Raw genomic sequence first — 21,847 nt, forward strand, 5'->3', positions numbered from 1 at the left:
CGCGTTATGGACCACGAGTAAGGCAGCTTAGGCTTTTACTCGTCAAGGCTTGGCACTGCGAGGTGCTGGGTAAAAATGGGTGGTACCACGGAGGATTAAACCTTTCGTCCCTCGGAGCAGGAAACTGTTCCGGCGGACGGAAGGTTTTTTTAGTTTAATAAGAGTTTCAAAAATTGACTTTTAAAAAACAACCTATGAAAAGGAGGATGACTGATGAGCGCGCAAATTCCAGAAGTGCGGTCTACAGAACAATTACGAGAGAAATGGATGAAACCGGAAGTCATTTCGGGTTCCGAAATCCTGCTTCGCAGCTTGCTTTTGGAAGGTGTCGAATGCGTCTTTGGTTATCCGGGCGGAGCGGTGTTGTATATTTACGATGCGCTGTACGGATTTAAAGACTTCCATCACCTGCTAACGCGACATGAGCAGGGCGCCATCCATGCGGCAGACGGGTACGCTCGGGCTACCGGCAAAGTCGGCGTATGTATCGCCACCTCCGGTCCGGGAGCAACCAACACGGTGACGGGGATCGCCACTGCGTTTATGGATTCAGTTCCGCTGGTTGTGATTACGGGGAACGTCGTTTCCAGCCTGATCGGTACGGATGCGTTCCAAGAAGCAGATATTACCGGCATTACGATGCCGATTACGAAACACAGCTATCTGGTTCGGCGCGTAGAGGATTTGCCGCGAATTATTCACGAAGCATTCCATATCGCGAACACGGGACGCAAAGGACCGGTTCTGATCGACATTCCGAAGGACGTATCCGCAAACAAAACGTTGTTCGAGCCCGTCCAAACCATCAACCTGCGCGGTTACAACCCGACGGTGGTGCCAAACCGCTTGCAGCTGGATAAATTGGCTGCGGCGATCCAGGAGGCTGAACGTCCGGTGATTATTGCCGGGGGCGGCGTCGTTTACTCCGGCGGACATGAACAGCTGTTCGAATTCGTTAATAAGACGCAAATTCCGATTACAACGACTTTGCTTGGCTTAGGTGCTTTCCCGAGCGGCCACGAGCTGTGGATGGGAATGCCGGGAATGCACGGCACGTATACGGCCAACCAGTCGATTCAACAATCCGATTTGCTGATCAACATCGGGGCGCGGTTTGACGATCGGGTGACCGGTAAGCTGGACGGATTTGCTCCGCATGCCAAAGTGGTGCATATCGACATCGACCCAGCGGAAATCGGCAAGAACGTTTATGCGGACATTCCGATCGTGGGAGACGTCAAAACGGTGCTGGAAATGCTGAATCCACTCGTATCCCGGGCGGACAAAGCGGATGCTTGGAGAGCACAAATCCAACGCATGAAAATCGAGAAGCCGCTGAAGTATAAGGACTCGGATACGGTGCTGAAGCCGCAGTGGGTCATCGAGATGCTGAACGAAACGACAGGCGGCGATGCGATCATCACGACCGACGTAGGTCAGCATCAAATGTGGACGGCCCAGTACTACAAATTTAATCAGCCTCGCTCCTGGATCACTTCGGGCGGCCTCGGAACTATGGGCTTTGGCTTCCCTGCCGCTATTGGTGCACAAATGGGACATCCCGATCGGCTGGTGATCTCGATCAACGGTGACGGCGGCATGCAGATGTGTGCTCAGGAGCTGGCGATCTGCGCGATCAACAACATTCCGGTCAAAGTCGTGGTTATCAATAACCAGGTACTCGGCATGGTTCGCCAATGGCAGGAATTAATTTATAACAACCGCTACAGCCATATCAATCTCGAGGGAAGTCCGGATTTCGTCAAACTGGCGGAAGCTTACGGCGTCAAGGGCCTGCGGGCAACCAACAAAGAAGAAGCCAGACGCGTATGGCAGGAAGCGCTCGACACGCCGGGACCGGTACTGGTGGAATTCGTGGTCAGCAAAGAGGAAAATGTATATCCGATGGTTACCCAAGGCTCCACCATTGATCAAATGTTGATGGGGGACAGTGAATGATGATGAAAAGCCATGCGATCTCTGTTTTAGTGAACGACCAGCCAGGTGTTCTGCAGCGTGTTGCCGGCCTTTTCGGACGGCGCGGTTTTAATATCGAGAGCATTACCGTAGGGCAATCCGAGGAAGCAGACTTGTCCCGGATGATCATCGTCACGCAAGGGGACGACAAAACGCTGGAGCAAATTGAGAAGCAGCTCTACAAACTGATCGACGTGATCAAAGTTGTGAATCTCAGCTCCAGACCGATGGTGGCGCGCGAGCTCGCTTTGATCAAGGTTAAAGCGGAGCCGGCGGAGCGCCCGGAAATTATGGGCGTTGTCGAAACGTTCCGCGCCGCCGTCGTCGATATCGGGACGCACAGCATGATCGTCCAAGTAGTGGGCGATACCGAGAAAATCGATGCAATGATTGAATTGCTCCGTCCATACGGGATCCGGGAGCTGTCGCGCACCGGCGTGACCGCCATGATCCGGGGGAACGCGTAAAACGTAAACAAGGCTTCACCAAAGCTCATTGACACTACAGTAGAATTGCCGCCGCGCGCGGCTTCACCTCTCCGCTCGCTGCCGAGCGGGTGTTTGAGGGGATCGATCAAGCCAAGAGTTCACTTTACCGCTTCAAGGCGTCGGTCCGTTGAAATACCCGCTCGTTACAGGCGGAGGAAACCATATTATACTAATTATCAAGGGCACAGCTTGACTGTCCCGCAAATCTTAGGAGGGCATAAGAAATGGCAGTTACTTTGTACTATGAACAAGATGCAGATCTCAGCGTATTGAAAGGAAAAACCATTGCTATTATCGGTTACGGCAGCCAAGGACATGCCCATGCGCAAAACCTGCGCGAAAGCGGACTGAATGTCATCGTTGGCCTGCGCGAAGGTAAATCCTTCAACAAAGCGAAGGAAGACGGTTTTGAGGTATTGTCCGTTGCGGAAGCAACCAAACGTGCAGACGTTGTGCAAATCCTGATGCCGGATGAAACGCAAGCTGCGGTTTATAACAGCGAAATCGCTCCTAACCTGAAAAAAGGCGCCGCATTATTGTTCGCTCACGGCTTTAACGTACATTTCGGTCAAATCGTACCTTCCCCGGACAATGACGTGTTGCTCGTTGCGCCAAAATCCCCAGGTCATATGGTTCGCCGTACTTATGTTGAAGGCTTTGGCGTTCCTGGTCTGATCGCGATCCACCAAGACGCTACCGGCAAAGCGAAAGAAATCGGACTCGCTTATGCGAAAGGGATCGGCTGTACGCGTGCAGGGGTTATCGAAACTTCGTTCCGTGAAGAAACCGAAACCGACCTGTTCGGTGAACAAGCTGTATTGTGCGGCGGTGTATCTGCCTTGATCAAAGCCGGCTTCGAGACGCTGGTTGAAGCAGGTTATGCTCCAGAAATGGCATACTTCGAGTGCTTGCACGAAATGAAGCTGATCGTCGACCTGATTTATGAAGGCGGCTTGGCGACCATGCGCGATTCCATCTCCAACACGGCGGAATACGGCGACTATGTTACTGGCCCGCGCATCGTAACGGAAGAAACGAAGAAAGCGATGAAAGAAGTGCTTTCCGATATCCAACAAGGGAAATTCGCCCGTGACTTTATCCTGGAAAACCAATCCAACCGTGCGTTTCTTACGGCAACTCGCCGCAACGAAGCGAACCATCCGATCGAAGTGGTCGGCAAAGAGCTGCGCGGTTTGATGCACTGGATCAAGAAATAAGCGGTATACCGCTCCTATTGTAAAACGTAAGATAAGTATTAACCTGAATATCCAATGCGGCCGTGCCAATGCGTGAGCCGCATTGGAGCTTTTCGGAGGAGGTGCATGGCATGCGCAAAATCTACATTTTTGATACGACGCTTCGGGATGGGGAGCAGTCTCCCGGAGTCAACCTGAATACTCGCGAAAAGCTGGAGATCGCCTATCAGCTGGAGAAGCTGGGAGTCGACCGGATTGAAGCGGGCTTCCCTGCAGCTTCGCCCGGGGATTTGGCAGCCGTGAACGCCGTGGCGCGTGCAGTTAAAAAGTCGACGGTAATCGGCTTGTCGCGTTCGCGCACCCAGGATATCGATGCGGTTCGCGAAGCGCTGCAAGGAGCGGAAGACCCTTGTATTCACTTGTTTCTGGCCACCAGCCCGATCCACCGGCAATATAAGCTGAAGATGAGCAAGGAACAAGTCCTGGAAACCGCGCAAGCGGCACTTCGTTATGCGAGCAAGTACTTTTCGAAGATCGAATTCTCCTGCGAGGATGCAGGTCGGACCGAACTGGATTTTCTCTGCGAGATGACGGCGATGGCGATCCGCGAAGGTGCATCGGTGGTCAATATCCCCGATACCGTTGGATATTTGTATCCAGAGGAATACGGCAATATCTTCCGTACGCTCAAGGAGAAGGTGCCTGGGATTGAGAAAATCCAACTGAGCGCCCATTGTCATGATGATTTAGGCTTGGCAACGGCGAACTCGCTGGCGGCGATCCTCGGCGGAGCCGACCAAATCGAAGGAACGATCAACGGGATCGGGGAACGGGCCGGCAATACCGCGCTGGAAGAAGTAGCGCTGGCGCTGGAAACCCGGTTTGATTTCTTCGGTGCCAAGACCACGCTGGAACTGTCGGAAATCGCCCGTACGAGCCGACTTGTCAGCCGTTTGACCGGGATGGTCGTGCCGGGCAACAAGGCGATTGTGGGCGCAAATGCGTTTGCCCATGAATCCGGCATCCACCAAGACGGTATGCTGAAGGAGAAAACGACTTACGAAATCATGTCCCCGGAAACGATTGGGCTCAAGGAAAGCAAGTTGGTGTTGGGCAAGCATTCTGGCCGCCACGCATTCCGCGAGAAGCTGGTTGATATGGGGTATACTTTGGACGACGAGCGGTTAAATGAAGCCTTCGCCAAATTCAAGGCGCTCGCCGATAAGAAGAAGGAGATCACCGACGAAGACCTGCTGGCGATCGTTGAGGAGAAACTGGTCGATACGCCGGAGGAATTCCGCCTCGAGACGATCTTTGTCTCTTACGGCAACGAGGCTACACCTGCAGCGAAGGTGCGGCTCGTTACTCTTGGCGGCGACATTATCGAGAAGGAAGCCGAAGGCAACGGTTCGGTTGATGCGATTTATAACGCCATCGATCTGGCTTCCGGCGAGGAAGTCAAACTGGCGGACTATTCAATCAAGTCCGTTAGCCAAGGCAAGGATGCCCAAGGCGAAGTGCATGTCGTGCTGACGCAAAACGGCATTTCAGTACAAGGCCGCGGCATTAGCACCGACATTTTGGAAGCGAGCGCTCGCGCCTATGTCGATGCCATTAATCGGTTGATTGAGAAGCGAAAAAGCCACTCTACGATTCGGGCTTAACTAATACGCGGATGTGCGGATACAGCGGAGTTGATTCATGCAGCTTCGCTGTTTTTTTGATGACTTATAGTTAAAACCTATGACCTTAATAGATTCTATATCTTTGTCTATCCTTACCCGGTGTGTTACAACTGAAGAAGAGGATGTTCACGAAAGGGAGCTGGAAGCAATGGCAGAAGTCAAGAAAATCGCAGTCATCGCGGGTGACGGCATCGGGCCGGAAGTGGTGGCTGAAGCGGAGAAAGTGTTGAAACGGACAGAGGAACTGTTCGGATACCAGTTTGAAACGGAGCATGCGTTGTTCGGCGGGATCGCCATCGATGAGAAAGGAACGCCGCTGCCGCAAGAGACGCTGGAGATTTGTCAAAAGGCTGATGCTGTTCTGCTCGGGGCTGTAGGCGGTCCAAAATGGGACAACAATCCGAAGGAGCTGCGCCCAGAAACCGGCCTGCTCGGTATTCGTAAAGCGCTCGGCTTGTTCTCGAACCTGCGTCCGGCGGTGGTATTCGATTGCCTGAAGGACGCTTCGACGCTGAAACCGGAAGTGCTTGAAGGGACGGACCTTATCGTTGTGCGTGAGTTGACCGGCGGCATCTACTTCGGTGAGAAATACCGCCGCGATACAGAGCAAGGTCAAGAAGCCGTGGATACCTGTGCATATAACGTAAAAGAAGTTGAGCGGATCGTTCGCCAAGCGTTTGAGATTGCCCAGAAGCGCCGGAAGAAGCTGGCTTCGGTAGATAAGGCCAACGTGCTGGAAACGTCGCGGTTGTGGCGTGAAGTCGTGAACCGGATCGCACCGGAATATCCGGACGTTGAGCTGGAGCATGTTCTGGTGGATAACTGCGCGATGCAGCTGCTGCGCCGTCCTGCCAGCTTCGACGTAATCGTAACGGAAAATATGTTCGGCGACATTTTGAGCGATGAAGCGGCCATGTTGACCGGCTCGATTGGCATGTTGTCCTCCGCTTCCTTGGGCGAAGGCAGCTTTGGGCTGTATGAGCCTGTACACGGTTCGGCACCGGACATCGCAGGCCAGAACCTGGCGAACCCGATTGCGACGATCTTGTCCGTTGCGCTGATGTTCCGCTTAACCTTTGGCTATGCTGATGCAGCCGACGCGATCGAAGCCGCTGTAACCGACGTGCTGAATGCCGGACATCGTACCGGCGACATTGCCGTTGACAAGAGCAAAGCGATTGGTACAAAGGAAATGGGCGATCTGATCGTAGCTGCGATGAAGAAATAAATCAATCTGCATGGGGCCGTTTGATTGACTTTGGAAATGGCCGATGTTACCATGTGGGAAGAAATAAGAAGAAGGACCCCCTGTTTGAGCCTGGCTCAAATCGGGGGTTTTTTGCCCAGAAGCTTTCTCTGGCGAAGGATTGGCCAAACTCCCAGGATTTACAATCCATACGCAGGAATTTGAAGCAAGCTTCACGAATAAATTATATGAAAATCCCGGCTTCAGGGAGAGCCAGGAAGAGGAAATGAACCAAACGCGGGAAGGGGTGAAGGGGAATGAGCTTTTGCTGCGGAGCCAGCATGCTGGGGACAAAGGGCACCTTAAAGCATTATCGCACGCAGGTACATAATGTGCCCCTGTTATTTTGCCCGGTGTGCCACCGGGTTGAGGTTCATTATAAAGTGGAGAACGAATACGAAATTCTGGCCGAATACGCGCATGGTGACGGAGTGGCGGAGATTGATTTTCAGGATTTTGTGATGGAGGACGATGACTCCATTTTCGGAAATTGCGTAAATCGGGAAGATGAAGATCCCTTGGCCATTGTGCAGAGCCAAATCGATATTTCGCTGGACCTCATGTCTGTTGCCAAACAAATCGGCGACGAGAAATGGACGGAGGAGCTAAAGAAAAGGCTGGCGGTCATGAGCCGTCGCCGGGCCCGGCTGCTACACAACAATCGTTAAATCCTAGAAATAGTCTTCCGGAAGGGAGACTATTTGCATTTTTTTAGGACTATGGTAGTCGTTTTGCGTTGATCCCACTTTTTTCGACAGTTTCTCTGATTGACGGTATTTGGAAAACTTGATTATGATTGAAACAGGTGGCTTTTGACTTATCGGGAATTGAACCATGGACAAGTATGGCATCGCCTGGTGCGAAATATGACATAGATCGCATAACAAGGTTGAGGTGAGTGCACCGCGTCAGGGTAAAGGTCATCTAGGTAGTGATGGTATGTTGTCTTGCAAGGCAAAGTACATCATTTGAATAAAGGGGGAACCAAGCTTGTTGAGTGAATTTCAAGAGACATTGCTCCAGTCCGTCAAAGCATACCAATCGCCCCAACTCGTAAAAAACAAGTATGAGAACGTACTCCAACACCTGGACAGCGGAATCATGCTGTTTGACTGTGATGGGGTTCTAACCTTTATCAATGTACAGATGGCCAAGCTGCTTGAAATGCCGCGCCAATCCCTGATCGGCTGTAATTTATTGCAGCTGCTGCGGCATCCGCATCTCAACCAATTTAAGAAGCGTAAGATCTTGCGTATTTACCGGGAGACTATCTTTCACCGCAAAAAGTACCATGAGTTAATTGACGAATACGGCAGACATTGGCTGATTACGGTTACATACGGGGATCAGATGGATGGGGATTTTCTGCTTAGCGTCAAGGATGTTTCTGATTTTAAACGGATCGAACAAACGGCTTATCAGAACGACAAGCTGGCGATGCTTGGAAAAATTTCCGCGGCGATTGCGCATGAAATTAGGAATCCGCTTACAGCGATCCGCGGATTTATTCAGTTGCTGCGGCCTCATTTGCTGCAGCTGGGCAAGGATGAGTATGCCCGGATTATCTTAACGGAAATCGACCGGGCGAACGATATTATCCATGAGTTTCTAAATTCTTCGAAGCCTTCGGCTCCGCAGAAATCGACGGTCAACGTTTCTTCCTTGTTGAAGGAGGTTGTTCTGCTTACGGAGAGCGAGGCGTTGATGAAGGGATGCCAAATGATCCTTCACGAGCCAAACGAGGAGCTGCTCGTCTCCATCGATGTTAAGCAGATCAAGCAGGTGCTGCTGAACATTATCAAAAATGCGATGGACGCCATCGCCGAAGTAGGCGGCGACCACCAAGGGGTGATCGATATCCGGGCGGAGAAGGAAGGCAAATCGGTTTGTATCTCGATACAAGATAACGGCGGCGGAATGGACAAGGGGATGCTAAGCCGCTTGTTTGATCCGTTTTTTACGACGAAGGAGAAGGGAACGGGATTGGGATTGTCGGTGAGTTACCGGATCATCCGGAACCATCGGGGGAACATTTCCGTGGACAGCTTAAAAGGAGCGGGAACGATCTTTACCGTTTCGCTCCCGCTGGCATTATAAATTAATCTTTAGGGCCTTTGGCCGCAGATGGCGTAGAGGACGCCGCGTACTTCCCGCAAGCTGCAGAACAGGACTTCTGCTGCGAGCAGGAGGCGCAGGCGCCTTTTTTGCTTTTCTTGAAGCCGCGGTATAACGCGAAGGCAGCATATCCAAAAATAGCGGTAAGGATGATGATGTCGGCCATAACAGGCAGCTCCTTTCGTTTATCGAATTTTGCTTAAGCCAGTCCGAATCCTAGCCGCCATCCGATCTGATAGATCAAGAAAGCCACGAGGTAAGCCAGCGTCAGCGAATAGCCGATAGCAAATAACGTCCACTTCCAGGAAGCTGTTTCTTTGCGAAGAACGCCAACCGTTGCAAGGCACGGGGTGTACAGCAGAACGAAGGCCATAAAGCTGTAGGCCTGCAGCCCGGTGAAGGATGCGGCAATTTGGCCTTGCAGTCCGGCCATATCCGGAACATGGTAAATGATGTTCATCGTTGATACCACGACCTCCTTGGCCATAAACCCGGTAATCAGCGCTGCCCCGGATTGCCAAGTGCCGAAGCCTAGCGGCTGCATGACGGACGCGAACAAGCCGCCGATGGCTGCGAGGAAGCTGTCATCCATGTTGTCCGCGACGCCACCCGGACCAAGGTACGTGAGCAGCCAGATCAGCACGGAACCGCCGAGAATGAAGGTGCCGGCTTTGCGCAGGAAGCCTTTGCCCTTCTCCCAGGTGCTGCGGAACAGGGTGACGCTTTGCGGCATCCGATATGGCGGCAGCTCAACGATAAAGAAGGAACGTTCGTTTTTGAACAGGAACAGCGAGAACACTTTGGCCAACCCAAGCGCCAGCACGATGCCAAGCATATACAGAGAAAAGACGATCAGACCTTGCGACTCAGCGAAAAAGATGCCGGCAAATAAAGCGTAAACCGGTAACCGCGCGGAGCAGGACATCAGCGGAATGAGCAGCATGGTCAGCATCCGTTCCTTCGGCTGCTCGATGCTGCGGGAAGCCATAATCGCCGGCACATTGCAGCCAAAGCCTAGGATAAATGGAATTAACGCTTTGCCGTTTAGACCGACGATTTCCATCAATTTATCCATCATGACGGTAATCCGGGCCATGTAACCGGAGTCTTCAATGAAGGAAATGATCAGGAACATGATGAAAATCTGCGGAATAAACACCAGTACGCCGCCAACGCCGCCGATGATGCCGCCCGTGATCAACGCCTGCGTGAAGCTTGAAGCCCCTATGCCGGTCAGCAGACCCTCCACACCGCTGATCAGCGGACCGCTGATGAACCCGTCCAGCAGATCAGAGAGCGGGTTGCCGAGCCAATCAAACGTCAGCTGGAAAGTGAGGTACATGAAAACCATAAACAGCGGGAGGCCGAGAAACGGATGGGTGACAATACGGTCGATGCGTTCGGTCATCGAGTGCGGTTTCTTCTGTGAGGCATCCACGGCTTCACTGCAAATGTTCTGAATCCGCTGGTTCCGGACGGAGCGGATATACGCTTCCGCGGAGGAAGCCAAATCGTTCGCAGCCAGCTTCGCTTCTACTTCGGCCCGGATCTTCTGCAGCATGTGCAAGTTGGTCTGCGGCGGAAGCGCGGAGATGACCGCCGGGTTGTCCTCCAGTACCTGCAAGGCGATCCAGCGTAAGGCCGGACGTTGTTCCTCCCAGTCTGCTGCAAGCTCACGCGTGATGTCGTGAATGGCTTGCTCGATCACTTCGCCATAATCGATCGTAAATTCCGGCTTTTGCGCCGATTCAGAAGACTGTTGTTCGATTGCCCGCAGCACTTCTTTACTGCCTTTGCCGGTACGTGCAATCAGCGGGAGAACGGGAACGCCCAGCAGGGCCGCCAGCTTCTCTGGATCCACCTTCAACCCGCGGGCCTCGGCAACGTCTATCATATTTAACCCGATGATTACCGGTTTGCCGTATTCCAGTAGCTGCAGCGTCAGATATAGGTTACGCTCCAAGTTAGAGGCATCGACGATATTCACGAGCACGGAAGGGGGCTCGGAGGCCAGGTACTCGGCTGCAATCCCCTCATCTCGGGACAAAGGATGCAGGGTATAGATCCCGGGCAGGTCGGTGAGCAGTCCGGTTGTGCTTCGCAGGTGCCCGACTTTTTTCTCCACCGTTACGCCGGCCCAGTTCCCGACATATTCGTAAGAGCGGGTTAAGGCATTAAACAGTGAGGTTTTCCCTGTGTTCGGGTTCCCAATGAGTGCGGCGTTGTTCATGAGACTGCCACCTCGATATGGGCCGCTTCCTTCTGGCGGATGCCCAGCAGTTGCCCGGCGCATTCCAGCGTGACCGGACCGCCCCATAAGCAGTACCGTTTCACGACCACGCGGGATCCTTCCCGGATCCCGAGATCCGCGAGGCGCCGTTTCAGGATCGGGTCCATATTGCCAATTTGCGTGATGGCACAAGTGGTCCCGGGTTTCAAACCTAGCAGGCAGCATCGGCAAGGTTTCATGAAAACTTCCTCCTTCGTCATGTAAGTAAGCCGAAAACGGCTGAAAAATCTAGTTGATTAAACGCTATTGAGAATCAATCTCAATTAAATTCACAAGTAATATAGCACGCACCGCTGGCCCATACTGTGATTTACTTCATAACGAAGAATGGAAACTTCGTGATCCAAAGATGACTTTTCGAACAACTGCTAAAATAAAAGTTCGAAAAGTCAGGTTTGAAGCACCGAGAAGGTTGGATGAAGCTGGGACTGAGGAGCGGAGCGTACGTTTTGGGTACGTGAGCACCGGAAGGCCCGGCTGAATTCAAGTTTCGACGTCGATAGAAACTTCTTGATATACTTCGTGATCCAAAGATGACTTTTCGAACAACCTTTAGTAAGATGGATAGTAAAACGAAACGATGGAGAGGAATATGCCAGATGAAAGCCAATAAATGCAAAATCGTCGACTGCACCATCCGTGATGGAGGACTGGTGAACAACTGGGACTTCAGCGTAGAATTTGTCCAAAAATTGTACGCGGGCCTGAATGAGGCGGGTGTGGATTATATGGAAATCGGCTACAAAAACTCGCCGAAGCTGCTGAAAGGCGCCGATGAAGCCGGTCCTTGGCGGTTTCTGGACGACGATTTCCTGCGCAAGGTAATTCCTCAAAAAGGAACGACGAAGCTATCCGCACTGGTCGATATCGGCCGGGTAGACGAAAACGATATTTTACCGCGCAGCGAAAGCCTGCTCGATTTAATTCGAGTTGCTTGCTACATTAAAGATGTGGACAAAGCCCTGCAGCTGGTGCAATTGTTCCATGATCGCGGCTACGAGACGACGTTGAATATTATGGCGTTGTCCAACGTGATGGAGCATGAGCTGCTGGAAGCCTTTGAGATGATCAAAGATAGCGTCGTTGACGTTGTCTACATCGTTGATTCCTACGGAAGTCTCGATTATAAAGACATGGAGCATTTGGTCAACAAGTTCAAAACCCATTTGCCAGGTAAACGGCTAGGTGTTCACACCCACAACAACATGCAGCTGGCTTTTTCCAATACGCTGGTGGCCGCTGAAAATGGGGTTGAACTGCTGGATGCCTCTGTGTATGGCATGGGACGCGCGGCCGGCAACTGTCCAACCGAGCTGCTTGTGACCCATCTGAAGGGTACGAATTACAAGCTGCGCCCTGTACTAGAAGTTCTGGAGGAGCTCTTGATCCCGCTTCGCGAGAAGGAAGAGTGGGGGTACCTGATCCCTTACATGATCACGGGGACGCTTGACGAGCATCCGCGTTCCGCGATGGCGCTGCGGGCTTCGGACGACAAAGACAAAGTCGTCGATTTTTACGATAAGCTGACGACGCCGGAGACAACGGTTCATCGTCCCAAAAAATCATAAAAATTAAGCCCGGGCCTTGTGTCCGGGCTTCTATTTTTCCTCGACAAATTTGAGAAGAAGGCAGGAAATAAGCGGAATATGTTGAATAGTAGACTCATGACGGATCGATAAGTACTTACCTCCGGAGGTTGATACGCATTGAGGATTAGGGCAGAGGAACGAACGACAATCATCCAAGGGGTAATCGGATTGGCGGCGATGATCGGGGTTGTCCAGTTGTCGGCATGGAACGGATATCCGCCGGGGACGGACGCGGTTGTTCAGACGCTGCATCTTTTGGCAGGCCTCATGTGCCTGGCCGTATCATTCGCCATATTTGCGCAGGGATGGATTCTGTTTACCGACAAACTTTCCAAGCAGCGGCTTTACACGGCCGTTTTATTTTCGATGATCGGGATATTGGATATCCTGTATACCGTTTTATACGGTGACATCTCGCTGCTTGGCTTCGAACCGAGCGAAAATTTGGCGACCTGGTTTCTGGTGATCTCACATTTGCTAGGGGCCTTTGGGATGCTGCGGATCTTTGCTGCAACGGACCAGCAGGTGTCCGGACAGCAGAAAGTGACCATGTTTGTCAGTGCCGTCTTGGTGACACTGGCAGGTCTGTTTGTGTTAAACCGGTACCAAGACCGCTTGCCGACATTATTTGAAACGGAGCTTCTACAACTGGTTTTGCAAGCGGGGATTCCTCTGCTCTACCTCCTCGTGGCTACGGCTGTCCTTTATCGGCATCGGGCAGAGCGCCCGCCGGCGATGATGACGGTAACCCGGTCACTGCTCTTCATGGCGATGGGGCATGTCTTGCTGACCTGTCCGCCGGGGCATGTTGAGGGGTTAACCCAGGCGGCGGGGCAATGGTATATGGGCATTTCGTATTACATCGTATTAAAAGGGGTTTACCGGCTGACGATTGAAGAACCGTTGCGCGGCAAACTGCTCGTGGAAGCCCAGATGAAGCATATGGCTTACCATGATGATTTAACCGGACTGCCGAATTTGCGGCAAATGAAAGAGCAGTTGGACGAGCTCTTGGGATTTACGCGGGCTTGTATCGGCGTGGCGGTTATCAATATCGACCGGTTTAAGGCGATTAACGACTCGTTGGGTTACAGCGCGGGGGACAAGGTGTTGACCGAGCTGGGAAGTCGGTTAGCGGTGCTTGAAGGCCCTCAGCAGTGGGTGTACCGGATGGGCGAGGACGAATTCGCCGTGGTCTTCTCCGAGCTGCCGGATGCTGCGGCCGCCGAGGACCGGGCTAAACAGCTGTTAGCCTCTGTAGATCCGGGGGTACTCATCGACGACACCGAATACCATATTTCCTTGAGCATGGGTTTGTCCGTATTTCCGAATGACGCCGACTCAGTGAACGAGTTGATCCAATTTGCCGATATGGCGGTGCACCATGCTAAGGAACAAGGCGTGGAGTTTCTGCGTTATCATGCAGCGATGAAACAGCGTACCCAAGCGAAGGTGGAGCTGGAGAACGATATGCGCAAGGCGCTGGAGCGGGAGGAATTTTTCCTGGAGTTCCAGCCGCAGATTCGTTTGGATACGGGGAAAATGGTTGGGATGGAAGCGCTTGTCCGTTGGAACCACCCGAAGCGGGGACTGATACCGCCAAGTGAATTCATTCCGCTGGCCGAAGAGAGCGGGCTGATCGTTCCTCTCGGCGAGTGGGTGCTGAAGACGGCTTGCCAGTATAATAAGAAATGGCAGATGGACGGTTTTGAACCGGTTTGCGTATCCGTCAATTTATCGATGCGCCAGTTCCGGCAATATAATTTAGCAGAGCACGTGAACGCGATCCTGCGTGAGGTAGGGTTAGATCCGCAATACCTGGAGCTGGAAGTGACGGAAAGCATGACATACGATATTGAAACCGCGCTAGATCAGCTTCATCGCTTGAAGCGTTTAGGGATACATATCAGCATCGATGATTTCGGCACAGGCTACAGCTCGCTTTATTATTTGAAAAGCCTGCCGATCGATCGGTTGAAAATTGACCGCGCCTTCGTCAAAGAGGTCATGTACGACGGGAACGACGCGGCGATCGTCTCCACCATCACCACTATGGCACATCACTTAAAGCTGAAGGTGACGGCCGAAGGCGTAGAGAACGAGGAGCAGTTGGAGTTTCTGAAGCGCCAACGTTGCCACGAAGGACAAGGATATCTGTTTAGCAAACCGGTGTCTGCCGGTGTGCTGGAAAGCGAGTTCCTTAGCCGGTTAGCCGGCTAAGGAATTTTTTTAAGATATCAGAAAGTATAAACTTCGGGGCATTGGCATCCTGATATCGCAAGAAAAACTTCCGCTAAACGCGGTCTGTCTACTTTGAATGTACGTCGATAGACGTTTTTCTTAAGATATCAGAAAGTATAAACTTCGGGGCATTGGCATCCTGATATCGCAAGAAAAACTTCCGCTAAACGCGGTCTGTCTACTTTGAATGTACGTCGATAGACGTTTTTCTTAAGATATCAGAAAGTATAAACTTCGGGGCATTGGCATCCTGATATCGCAAGAAAAACTTCCGCTAAACGCGGTCTGTCTACTTTGAATGTACGTCGATAGACGTTTTTCTTAAGATATCAGAAAGTATAAACTTCGGGGCATTGGCATCCTGATATCGCAAGAAAAACTTCCGCTAAACGCGGTCTGTCTACTTTGAATGTACGTCGATAGACGTTTTTCTTAAGATATCAGAAAGTATAAACTTCGGGGCATTGGCATCCTGATATCGCAAGAAAAACTTCCGCTAAACGCGGTCTGTCTACTTTGAATGTACGTCGATAGACGTTTTTCTTATGATTTAAGAAAGGATGAGTTGGGTGTAAGTGTTGACTTTTGATCGAACGTTCGATTATAATGTGGCCATGAAAAATAAATCCGATAACAAAACAGAGCTGATCTATCAGACAACGATTGAACTTCTCAATGAAATTGGACTATCCGAAATATCCATGTCCAAAATTGCGAAGAGGGCGAATATCTCTTCGTCGACCATTTACTTTTATTTTGAAAGTAAAGAAGACTTGCTGATTAAACTATACTTTAAGCTCAAGGAACAAATGCATGAGAAGATGTTTCTTGGCGTAACGGCCGATATGTCAGTCAAGGCTGCCTTTGAGAAGATCTTGCGTAATTATTCCAGTTATATCGTGAATAATCAAGCAAATTTTCTGTTGATGGAACAGTTTCTTGATTCGCCGTTTATACAAAAACACTGTAAAGATCAAAACGGTGGCGTGTTCAAGCCGATGTATCCTTTATTCGAAAGGGGGATTAAGGAAGGACTGTTTAAGGATTCGGAAACGAATCTTCTCGTTACTTACTCCTGCTTGCCATTTGTCCAAATGGGCAAAGAGTATATCAATGGTGAGTATGAATTCAGCCCTGCCAACATCGACAAAATGATTCAAATGAGCTGGGATGCGATTAAAGCATGAACGGCCCATTTTTTTAACCTTTATCGATCGAACGTTCGATAAAAAGAATGAATTTTATAGCATTTTGAACGAACTCGATTAAAAAAAGGGGGTGAGGCTTATAAGCACTAAAGTAGAACTCGGCAATACAAATCATTCCGAAATGTTGATTTCTTAACATACGAAACAAAATGACAAAGGAGAGATTTTTTTATGGAAAAAAGAGCTCTTGGGTCAAGCGGGCTGAAAGTCTCTGCTATGGGATTAGGCTGCATGACCATGTCTGATTTTTACGGCAGCGACCGGGATGAACAGGAATCGATACGGACGATTCATCGAGCATTGGACCTTGGTGTAGACTTCTTGGATACCTCAGATCTGTACGGTATCGGAGAAAATGAGAAACTGGTGGGAAAAGCGATTCAAGATCGGCGTGACGAGGTCGTTTTGGCTACCAAGTTCGGGGTCGTACGCGACAGATGGGGAGGCCCTTGGAGCTATAACGGAAGACCGGAATATGTTAAGGCAGCCGCTGAAGCAAGCTTGCGCAGATTAGGCGTTGACCACATTGACCTGTATTATCTGCACCGGATCGATCCCTTCACCCCCATTGAGGAGACGGTAGGGGCGATGGCTGAGTTGGTTAAAGAAGGGAAGGTCCGTTATATCGGCCTTTCGGAAGCCCCGGCACATCTGATCCGCAGTGCACATGCAGTTCATCCAATCACAGCAGTGCAAACGGAATACTCCTTATGGTCCCGAGACATTGAAGACGAAGTTCTTCCTACTCTCAGAGAGCTTGGCATCGGATTTGTCGCCTACAGCCCGCTTGGACGCGGGTTCCTAACCGGGACAATTCAGCGCTACGAGGATTTGGATTACGACGATGTAAGACGAAATTTCCCAAGATTTCAAGGACAGAACTTACAGAAAAACCTTCAATTTGTTGCTCGGATTCAAGAAATGGCGGCTGAAAAGGGATGCACCGCCCCTCAACTGGCGTTGAAATGGATTTTGATGCAAGGTAACGATATCGTGCCGATTCCAGGAACGAAAAGAAGAAAGTATTTAGAAGAAAATATTGCAGCCTTGCAGGTTGAACTTACGGATTCGGACCTTCAACGTCTCAATCAAATCGCGCCCAAAAACGTTGCTGCAGGACATCGTTAATTACAGAAAATGAAGGAGGATCACCATGACTGAATCCATAGATTTTGAACTAGGCATCAATACTTTTCTAGAGACCTCACCAGATCCTGTAACGGGCAAGAGAATCAGCCATTCCGAGCGGATTCGTAACGGGATCGAAGAGATCGTTGTTGCCGATCAAGTTGGCCTTGATGTGTTTGGAATCGGAGAGCATCAACGGTTTGATTTTGCCTCCGAAGCTCCAGCCGTCATCCTTGCTGCAGCGGCAGCTTTAACCAAGCGAATTCGGCTCACGAGTGCCGTTACCGTCCTTTCCTCGGATGATCCGGTTCGCGTCTACCAATCATTTTCAACGCTGGACAGCATCAGTAATGGGCGGGCCGAAATTATGGTGGGGCGAGGATCCTTTGTTGATTCGTTCCCGTTGTTTGGCTACAGCTTGAATGACTACGACGAATTGTTTGAAGAACACCTTGAGTTGCTTCTAAAGATTAGAGCTTCGGAAAAAGTCACCTGGCGAGGGGGGCATCGCCCGGCGATTCATAATCTCGGCGTCTATCCGCGAACTGTCCAAGACCCGCTTCCGGTGTGGATTGGCTCCGGCGGACGACCAGAATCGGCCATACGAGCAGGAATGTTGGGATTGCCCATCGTCTTTGCGATCATCGGCGGAAACCCGGAAAGATTTGCTCCGTTAGTCGAATTGTATAAACAAGCAGCTGCGAGTGCAGGTCACGATGTAAGTAAGCTTAAAATTGCGACACACTCGCACGGCTTCGTCGGAGAAACCACAGAACTGGCTGTCGAGTTACACCGACCTTACACGGTCGTTCAAATGAACGAACTCGGCAGAGTGTTGGGATGGCCGCCATACAGCGCTGCATCCTACGATGATGCTCGCAAGATGAATGGTGCCCTCTATGTAGGTGATCCTGAATATGTTGCAGAGAAGATTCTTCTCGTCCGCAAAAAGCTAGGAACAAACCGTTTCTTCTTGCATCTGAATATCGGCACGTTGCCACATCGTGAAGTCCTGCGTGCCATCGAGATGTTTGGCACCCGCGTTGCACCGATTGTTCGAAAAGAGATTGCAAAAGAAAACAAGCAGACAACCGTTTAAAATATCCTTCCCTGCGGGGAGTCATATATAAGGGAGTTTTGATGCGTATGACACAAAAGTCAGCAATTGACGACAATGACGGTATATCCAAGGAACCTGGGGTCGCCTTGAAGTTAGATCATCATGTTGAACTTGCTCTTCCACCGGTGAGAGCCGGATTTTCAGATGATGGACGTCTTGCTTTGCAAGTCGGTTCTGATTTTCTGATAGGCGACATGTATCTTGCGAACATTCTGAAAACGATTATTGCAAATGAAAGTTTCGTATATATGTATTTGAACGAGGATGTGTCACATCTTTGCGATTTGTTGCTGGAGTCAGAATTGATTTTATTATCTGAACGGCTTAAGGAACACTTTGCTCATACGGTTAACCATCCAGTGGACCCTTTCCAACCCGAAGGGATTGCCCGATTATTAGGTCTTGATGCTGCTTCAATAAGCAATGAGGCGAATCGAAATCTTTTGCTAGAGAATTTAAATCATTTATTGGTGAGACGATTCGGTAAAATTTCCGACACAGGCAAGTATAGAGAATCTTCTGGCTTGAACAGAGCTATAGAGATTCATCATGAAGGCACTGCAAACCCTACACTGAAGATAACGTTAAATAAGAATGAGGGTGAACATACGTTCCTTGACTCTCATTTTAAAACAGAAGTTATTTCTACGTACGGAATTTCAGCGGTAGGCGCCTCCGAGGCGGTTGCAGATATTGGCAAAACGATAACGACGTTTGAACGTATTATTCCTCGGCTTGGAATGTACTATGCTCTATCCCAAGCTCAGATCGCTTTGCTTCGTTTAGGATGGGGCTCAAAGGACTTGGAAGTAAGCGATAGCGTAATCAAAAACTGGATTAGCGAGGTTACCGCCAAGCTATTACCTGCAAGTAGAATGCCGAGCGAAACCACGATTTTATATTTCATCAAGGCGACTTTAGCGGATGGTTCCGAGGTGAATGGGATGTGGCCAAATACATTATCAGCCGAGTTATTTTACAACCTCGAAACCGGCCGTGTAGATAAATATGTTTCCGAGCATGAACATGACTTGGAACTGAAAGATGGTAAGAGATTTACCATCGCCAACACGGCAGATGGTGGTGTAGCCGTCAGAGCGGCTCCAGCCGATACGACGGACACCCATCATACACTTCAGTTCTATAACGATACAGAACATTTGGATAAAGGTTTGATATTACCAACTGAAGACCGGTCAGTCTCTCTACTTGGCCAAATCAATCCTACAGCCGGTCGTTTTAAAACATCACATTTGAGAGCCCCTAAAGGAAAGGAATTTAAATTTGTCCTGTGGGGATCCAATAATTTTGATGTTTATATCGTGGAAGAAGGTCAAGGCGGAGTTTATACCATTAACGATAACTCCGTTTCGTGAGCGCGGGGATGGCGAGCCCACCTGCCGGCAGCAAGAGCTGCTGGCAGGTTTCGCTTGCGCTCGCATGCGAAACGTGATATATTAATTTCTGCCTTCTCAAAAAGGCCTGCATTACTTCGGGACGTAGCTCAGCTTGGTAGAGCACCTGGTTTGGGACCAGGGGGTCGCATGTTCGAATCGTGTCGTCCCGATCTGTACATTGCGGGTGTAGTTCAATGGTAGAACTCCAGCCTTCCAAGCTGGTAGCGTGGGTTCGATTCCCATCACCCGCTCCATAATGAAGAAGCTTAAATCCTTACTTCGGTAAGGATTTTTTTGTTGTTGCGGCGGAAGTAGTTTAAAATTTATTTTCTCAATTTTTGATATTTGTGATTTAAATCACATATATAGTGAAATAAATCACATATAATAAAGACATCAAAGATGATCATCCGAAAAACAAAAAACCAACGATAAATAAGAGGAGTGGTTCTTATGTTTAACAATTTCCTGAGAACAAACAAAGTGGCGATGTGGCTCCTGACCGTTATCCGCGTCTACCTGGGCTACCAATGGATCGAAGCCGGCTATCATAAAATCACCGGCGGCTTCGATGCCGCAGGCTTCCTGACCGGAGCGATCGCGAACAGCACTGGCGACCATCCGGCCGTACAAGGCTGGTGGGCAGCCTTCCTGGAACACTTTGCCTTGCCGAATGTCGGACTCTTTAACTTCCTGGTGCCTTACGGCGAATTCCTGGTTGGCCTGGGGCTGATCCTCGGTACCTTCACCACCTTCGCTGCACTGATGGGCTTCGTGATGAACGCCGCGTTCCTCTTCTCGGGTACGGTAAGCACCAACGCGCAAATGTTGATCCTTGAAGTACTGATTCTCGTCGCTGCAGCTAACGCTGGTAAAATCGGCCTCGACTACTACGTGATGCCTTACCTCCGCAAGTTGTTCCACAAAAAAGGCGATGCCGGAACGCAAGCCCCGACGCCTAAGCAACCGCTGAACGTTAAACACACGGCGTAACAAACAACCATAAAGCAGAAGGGCTCTCCTAGAGAGCCCTTCTTTTTTTAAGATATCAGAAAGTATAAACTTCGGGGCATTAGCATCCTGATATCGCAAGAAAAACTTCCGCTAAACGCGGTCTGTCTACTTTGAATGTACGTCGATAGACGTTTTTCTTAATATGACATTGCGATGTCTTATTTGTAGGGTATCCTTGTCATCAAAAGGAGAGGGTACGCGTGCAAATGAACCGTCTGTTTGAAATCGCCTATCTGCTGCTGGAGCGTAAAACGATCACTGCCGCCGAGTTGGCGCAGCGGGAACCGGAATCGGTTGCCCGGATGAGGGCGTTCCTGGAAGCGAATGGATTAACCGAGAATTTCGATGACCTTCGCAAGCATCATGAAATCTATCTGTCGGACCCGCGCATAACCGCGCCGGAGAAGATGAAAACCGTGCTGCGGCATCCGGTAAGGCGGATCTAAGTCTTTGGATCAGTCGGATTTGCCGGGATGAATCACTTTCACTCGGCCTACCTGACCGTCCTGTAGCCGGACCTTAATGCCGTGCGGATGGGTCGCGGAGTTCGTCAGAATGTCCTTGACTATGCCGCGGGTTAGTTTGCCGGTGGGCTGATCTTTTTTTAATACGATGTCCACGGTGAGGCCAGGCCTGATGTTCTTGCGTTCGTTGCCGTTCATTGGGCGGGTCCCTCCTTGACGTGATGGAGTAGCGTTTGGTATAACCACTTTAAGATACCATAATTCACCACTGACTTGCCAACGGCTGTCCGTTTAGCATATAATAGCAGGTAATTATGACATGAAATGCGTGGATGGAGAAGAGTAAGCAGGAACCGACCAACAGGGAAGGGGCGCCGGAGATTGAGAGCGCCGCTAGGGAAACGGAGCTGCCGAAGTTCGCTCCGGAGCAGTTCCTTGAACTGCCGCTGCGAATCGTTACGCCGCAAGGCGTATGGTTGCAGCCCGGCACATTAGGGGATACCGGTTACGAGCCGTTATTTCGTTGGAGCGAGAGCAATGCGCACCTTGCGAGCCATGTGGCTGGCTGAGGTTTACGCGGTGCTCTAACAAGGGTGGTACCACGGTCTTTTCGTCCCTTACGGGAGAGAAGGCCTTTTTATTTTGCCTTAAGAGGTTATTCAATAAGTCATCTTTTGATCACGAAGCAG

General features: G+C 50.5%; 20 protein-coding genes and 2 tRNA genes. 18 read left to right on the forward strand and 4 right to left on the reverse strand.

Annotated features, from left to right (window positions below):
• Positions 1–213 precede the first annotated feature (213 nt).
• From ilvB to NSQ80_RS06280, 7 genes are all read left to right on the forward strand, one after another.
• The gene (gene ilvB, locus NSQ80_RS06250) at positions 214–1,959 is read left to right on the forward strand and encodes a biosynthetic-type acetolactate synthase large subunit (protein WP_009226720.1); all 1,746 of its coding nucleotides are present in this window, start codon (positions 214–216) and stop codon (positions 1,957–1,959) included.
• Positions 1,956–2,444, forward strand: a complete 489-nt coding sequence (gene ilvN, locus NSQ80_RS06255; protein WP_339301812.1) for an acetolactate synthase small subunit — start codon at positions 1,956–1,958, stop codon at positions 2,442–2,444. The genes ilvB and ilvN overlap by 4 nt, the downstream gene beginning before the upstream one ends.
• Before the next feature lie 245 nt (positions 2,445–2,689).
• Positions 2,690–3,682 carry a ketol-acid reductoisomerase gene (gene ilvC, locus NSQ80_RS06260; protein ID WP_323076097.1) on the forward strand — a complete coding sequence of 331 codons (993 nt, stop codon included), beginning with the start codon at positions 2,690–2,692 and terminating at the stop codon, positions 3,680–3,682.
• Between the two features lie 110 nt (positions 3,683–3,792).
• Entirely contained in the window at positions 3,793–5,325 is a 1,533-nt protein-coding gene (locus NSQ80_RS06265; protein WP_016312982.1) for a 2-isopropylmalate synthase, read from the forward strand.
• Positions 5,326–5,494: 169 nt separating this feature from the next.
• The gene (gene leuB, locus NSQ80_RS06270; protein ID WP_009226716.1) at positions 5,495–6,574 is read left to right on the forward strand and encodes a 3-isopropylmalate dehydrogenase; all 1,080 of its coding nucleotides are present in this window, start codon (positions 5,495–5,497) and stop codon (positions 6,572–6,574) included.
• 275 nt (positions 6,575–6,849) lie between these two features.
• Positions 6,850–7,260 (forward strand): hypothetical protein, encoded by a 411-nt coding sequence (locus tag NSQ80_RS06275; protein ID WP_009226715.1) that lies wholly within the window; start codon positions 6,850–6,852, stop codon positions 7,258–7,260.
• Positions 7,261–7,582: 322 nt separating this feature from the next.
• Complete coding sequence (locus NSQ80_RS06280; protein WP_260071737.1) at positions 7,583–8,689, forward strand: ATP-binding protein; 1,107 nt, start codon at positions 7,583–7,585, stop codon at positions 8,687–8,689.
• Between the two features lies 1 nt (position 8,690).
• On the opposite strand, the gene NSQ80_RS06285 is transcribed toward NSQ80_RS06280, so the two are convergent.
• Genes NSQ80_RS06285 through NSQ80_RS06295 form a run of 3 tightly spaced genes read right to left on the reverse strand, consistent with a single transcriptional unit; the run spans position 8,691 to position 11,176 of the window.
• Complete coding sequence (locus NSQ80_RS06285; RefSeq protein WP_050769823.1) at positions 8,691–8,873, reverse strand: FeoB-associated Cys-rich membrane protein; 183 nt, start codon at positions 8,871–8,873, stop codon at positions 8,691–8,693.
• A gap of 33 nt (positions 8,874–8,906) precedes the next feature.
• The gene (gene feoB, locus NSQ80_RS06290; protein ID WP_260071738.1) at positions 8,907–10,937 is read right to left on the reverse strand and encodes a ferrous iron transport protein B; all 2,031 of its coding nucleotides are present in this window, start codon (positions 10,935–10,937) and stop codon (positions 8,907–8,909) included.
• Positions 10,934–11,176 (reverse strand): FeoA family protein, encoded by a 243-nt coding sequence (locus NSQ80_RS06295; RefSeq protein WP_157273532.1) that lies wholly within the window; start codon positions 11,174–11,176, stop codon positions 10,934–10,936. The genes feoB and NSQ80_RS06295 overlap by 4 nt, the downstream gene beginning before the upstream one ends.
• Before the next feature lie 420 nt (positions 11,177–11,596).
• Between NSQ80_RS06295 and NSQ80_RS06300 the strand changes: the two genes are divergently transcribed.
• The 10 genes from NSQ80_RS06300 (at position 11,597) to NSQ80_RS06345 (ending at position 21,140) form a co-directional block, all read left to right on the forward strand.
• A complete protein-coding gene (locus NSQ80_RS06300; protein WP_009226711.1) occupies positions 11,597–12,565 on the forward strand; it encodes an aldolase catalytic domain-containing protein in 969 nt (322 codons plus the stop codon).
• A 138-nt stretch (positions 12,566–12,703) separates the two neighbouring features.
• On the forward strand, positions 12,704–14,806 hold the full coding sequence (locus tag NSQ80_RS06305) for an EAL domain-containing protein (RefSeq protein ID WP_260071739.1): 2,103 nt from the start codon (positions 12,704–12,706) through the stop codon (positions 14,804–14,806).
• A gap of 596 nt (positions 14,807–15,402) precedes the next feature.
• Entirely contained in the window at positions 15,403–16,014 is a 612-nt protein-coding gene (locus tag NSQ80_RS06310) for a TetR/AcrR family transcriptional regulator (protein WP_260071990.1), read from the forward strand.
• A gap of 192 nt (positions 16,015–16,206) precedes the next feature.
• Positions 16,207–17,163: an aldo/keto reductase gene (locus NSQ80_RS06315; RefSeq protein ID WP_009226708.1), complete on the forward strand. Its 957-nt coding sequence runs from the start codon at positions 16,207–16,209 to the stop codon at positions 17,161–17,163.
• A 25-nt stretch (positions 17,164–17,188) separates the two neighbouring features.
• On the forward strand, positions 17,189–18,262 hold the full coding sequence (locus NSQ80_RS06320; protein WP_339301821.1) for an Atu2307/SP_0267 family LLM class monooxygenase: 1,074 nt from the start codon (positions 17,189–17,191) through the stop codon (positions 18,260–18,262).
• A 47-nt stretch (positions 18,263–18,309) separates the two neighbouring features.
• Positions 18,310–19,659, forward strand: coding sequence for a hypothetical protein (locus tag NSQ80_RS06325; protein ID WP_323076106.1), 1,350 nt, complete (start codon positions 18,310–18,312; stop codon positions 19,657–19,659).
• A 117-nt stretch (positions 19,660–19,776) separates the two neighbouring features.
• A tRNA-Pro gene (locus NSQ80_RS06330) sits at positions 19,777–19,850 on the forward strand.
• Positions 19,851–19,860: 10 nt separating this feature from the next.
• Positions 19,861–19,934, forward strand: a tRNA-Gly gene (locus tag NSQ80_RS06335).
• Between the two features lie 199 nt (positions 19,935–20,133).
• Positions 20,134–20,673 (forward strand): DoxX family protein, encoded by a 540-nt coding sequence (locus tag NSQ80_RS06340; protein ID WP_009227132.1) that lies wholly within the window; start codon positions 20,134–20,136, stop codon positions 20,671–20,673.
• A 227-nt stretch (positions 20,674–20,900) separates the two neighbouring features.
• Positions 20,901–21,140, forward strand: a complete 240-nt coding sequence (locus NSQ80_RS06345; RefSeq protein WP_339302162.1) for a hypothetical protein — start codon at positions 20,901–20,903, stop codon at positions 21,138–21,140.
• A 9-nt stretch (positions 21,141–21,149) separates the two neighbouring features.
• Here NSQ80_RS06345 and NSQ80_RS06350 read toward each other — a convergent pair whose 3' ends face one another.
• The gene (locus NSQ80_RS06350) at positions 21,150–21,356 is read right to left on the reverse strand and encodes a YwbE family protein (RefSeq protein WP_260071048.1); all 207 of its coding nucleotides are present in this window, start codon (positions 21,354–21,356) and stop codon (positions 21,150–21,152) included.
• Between the two features lie 134 nt (positions 21,357–21,490).
• Between NSQ80_RS06350 and NSQ80_RS06355 the strand changes: the two genes are divergently transcribed.
• Positions 21,491–21,727 carry a hypothetical protein gene (locus NSQ80_RS06355; RefSeq protein WP_009226702.1) on the forward strand — a complete coding sequence of 79 codons (237 nt, stop codon included), beginning with the start codon at positions 21,491–21,493 and terminating at the stop codon, positions 21,725–21,727.
• The last annotated feature ends 120 nt before the right edge of the window (positions 21,728–21,847 follow it).

This window comes from Paenibacillus sp. FSL K6-2441 (assembly GCF_037964765.1).
Classification (GTDB): Bacteria; Bacillota; Bacilli; order Paenibacillales; family Paenibacillaceae; genus Fontibacillus; species Fontibacillus phoenicis.

Coding starts and splice junctions, on each gene's coding strand:
- NSQ80_RS06300 (WP_009226711.1), top strand. CDS start 11,597: ATGAAAGCCAATAAATGCAAAATCGTCGACTGCACCATCCGTGATGGA.
- NSQ80_RS06285 (WP_050769823.1), bottom strand. CDS start 8,873: ATGGCCGACATCATCATCCTTACCGCTATTTTTGGATATGCTGCCTTC.
- NSQ80_RS06320 (WP_339301821.1), top strand. CDS start 17,189: ATGACTGAATCCATAGATTTTGAACTAGGCATCAATACTTTTCTAGAG.
- NSQ80_RS06350 (WP_260071048.1), bottom strand. CDS start 21,356: ATGAACGGCAACGAACGCAAGAACATCAGGCCTGGCCTCACCGTGGAC.
- NSQ80_RS06325 (WP_323076106.1), top strand. CDS start 18,310: ATGACACAAAAGTCAGCAATTGACGACAATGACGGTATATCCAAGGAA.
- NSQ80_RS06340 (WP_009227132.1), top strand. CDS start 20,134: ATGTTTAACAATTTCCTGAGAACAAACAAAGTGGCGATGTGGCTCCTG.
- NSQ80_RS06295 (WP_157273532.1), bottom strand. CDS start 11,176: ATGAAACCTTGCCGATGCTGCCTGCTAGGTTTGAAACCCGGGACCACT.
- leuB (WP_009226716.1), top strand. CDS start 5,495: ATGGCAGAAGTCAAGAAAATCGCAGTCATCGCGGGTGACGGCATCGGG.
- NSQ80_RS06275 (WP_009226715.1), top strand. CDS start 6,850: ATGAGCTTTTGCTGCGGAGCCAGCATGCTGGGGACAAAGGGCACCTTA.
- ilvN (WP_339301812.1), top strand. CDS start 1,956: ATGATGATGAAAAGCCATGCGATCTCTGTTTTAGTGAACGACCAGCCA.
- feoB (WP_260071738.1), bottom strand. CDS start 10,937: ATGAACAACGCCGCACTCATTGGGAACCCGAACACAGGGAAAACCTCA.
- NSQ80_RS06345 (WP_339302162.1), top strand. CDS start 20,901: ATGAACCGTCTGTTTGAAATCGCCTATCTGCTGCTGGAGCGTAAAACG.
- NSQ80_RS06355 (WP_009226702.1), top strand. CDS start 21,491: ATGGAGAAGAGTAAGCAGGAACCGACCAACAGGGAAGGGGCGCCGGAG.
- ilvC (WP_323076097.1), top strand. CDS start 2,690: ATGGCAGTTACTTTGTACTATGAACAAGATGCAGATCTCAGCGTATTG.
- NSQ80_RS06315 (WP_009226708.1), top strand. CDS start 16,207: ATGGAAAAAAGAGCTCTTGGGTCAAGCGGGCTGAAAGTCTCTGCTATG.
- ilvB (WP_009226720.1), top strand. CDS start 214: ATGAGCGCGCAAATTCCAGAAGTGCGGTCTACAGAACAATTACGAGAG.
- NSQ80_RS06265 (WP_016312982.1), top strand. CDS start 3,793: ATGCGCAAAATCTACATTTTTGATACGACGCTTCGGGATGGGGAGCAG.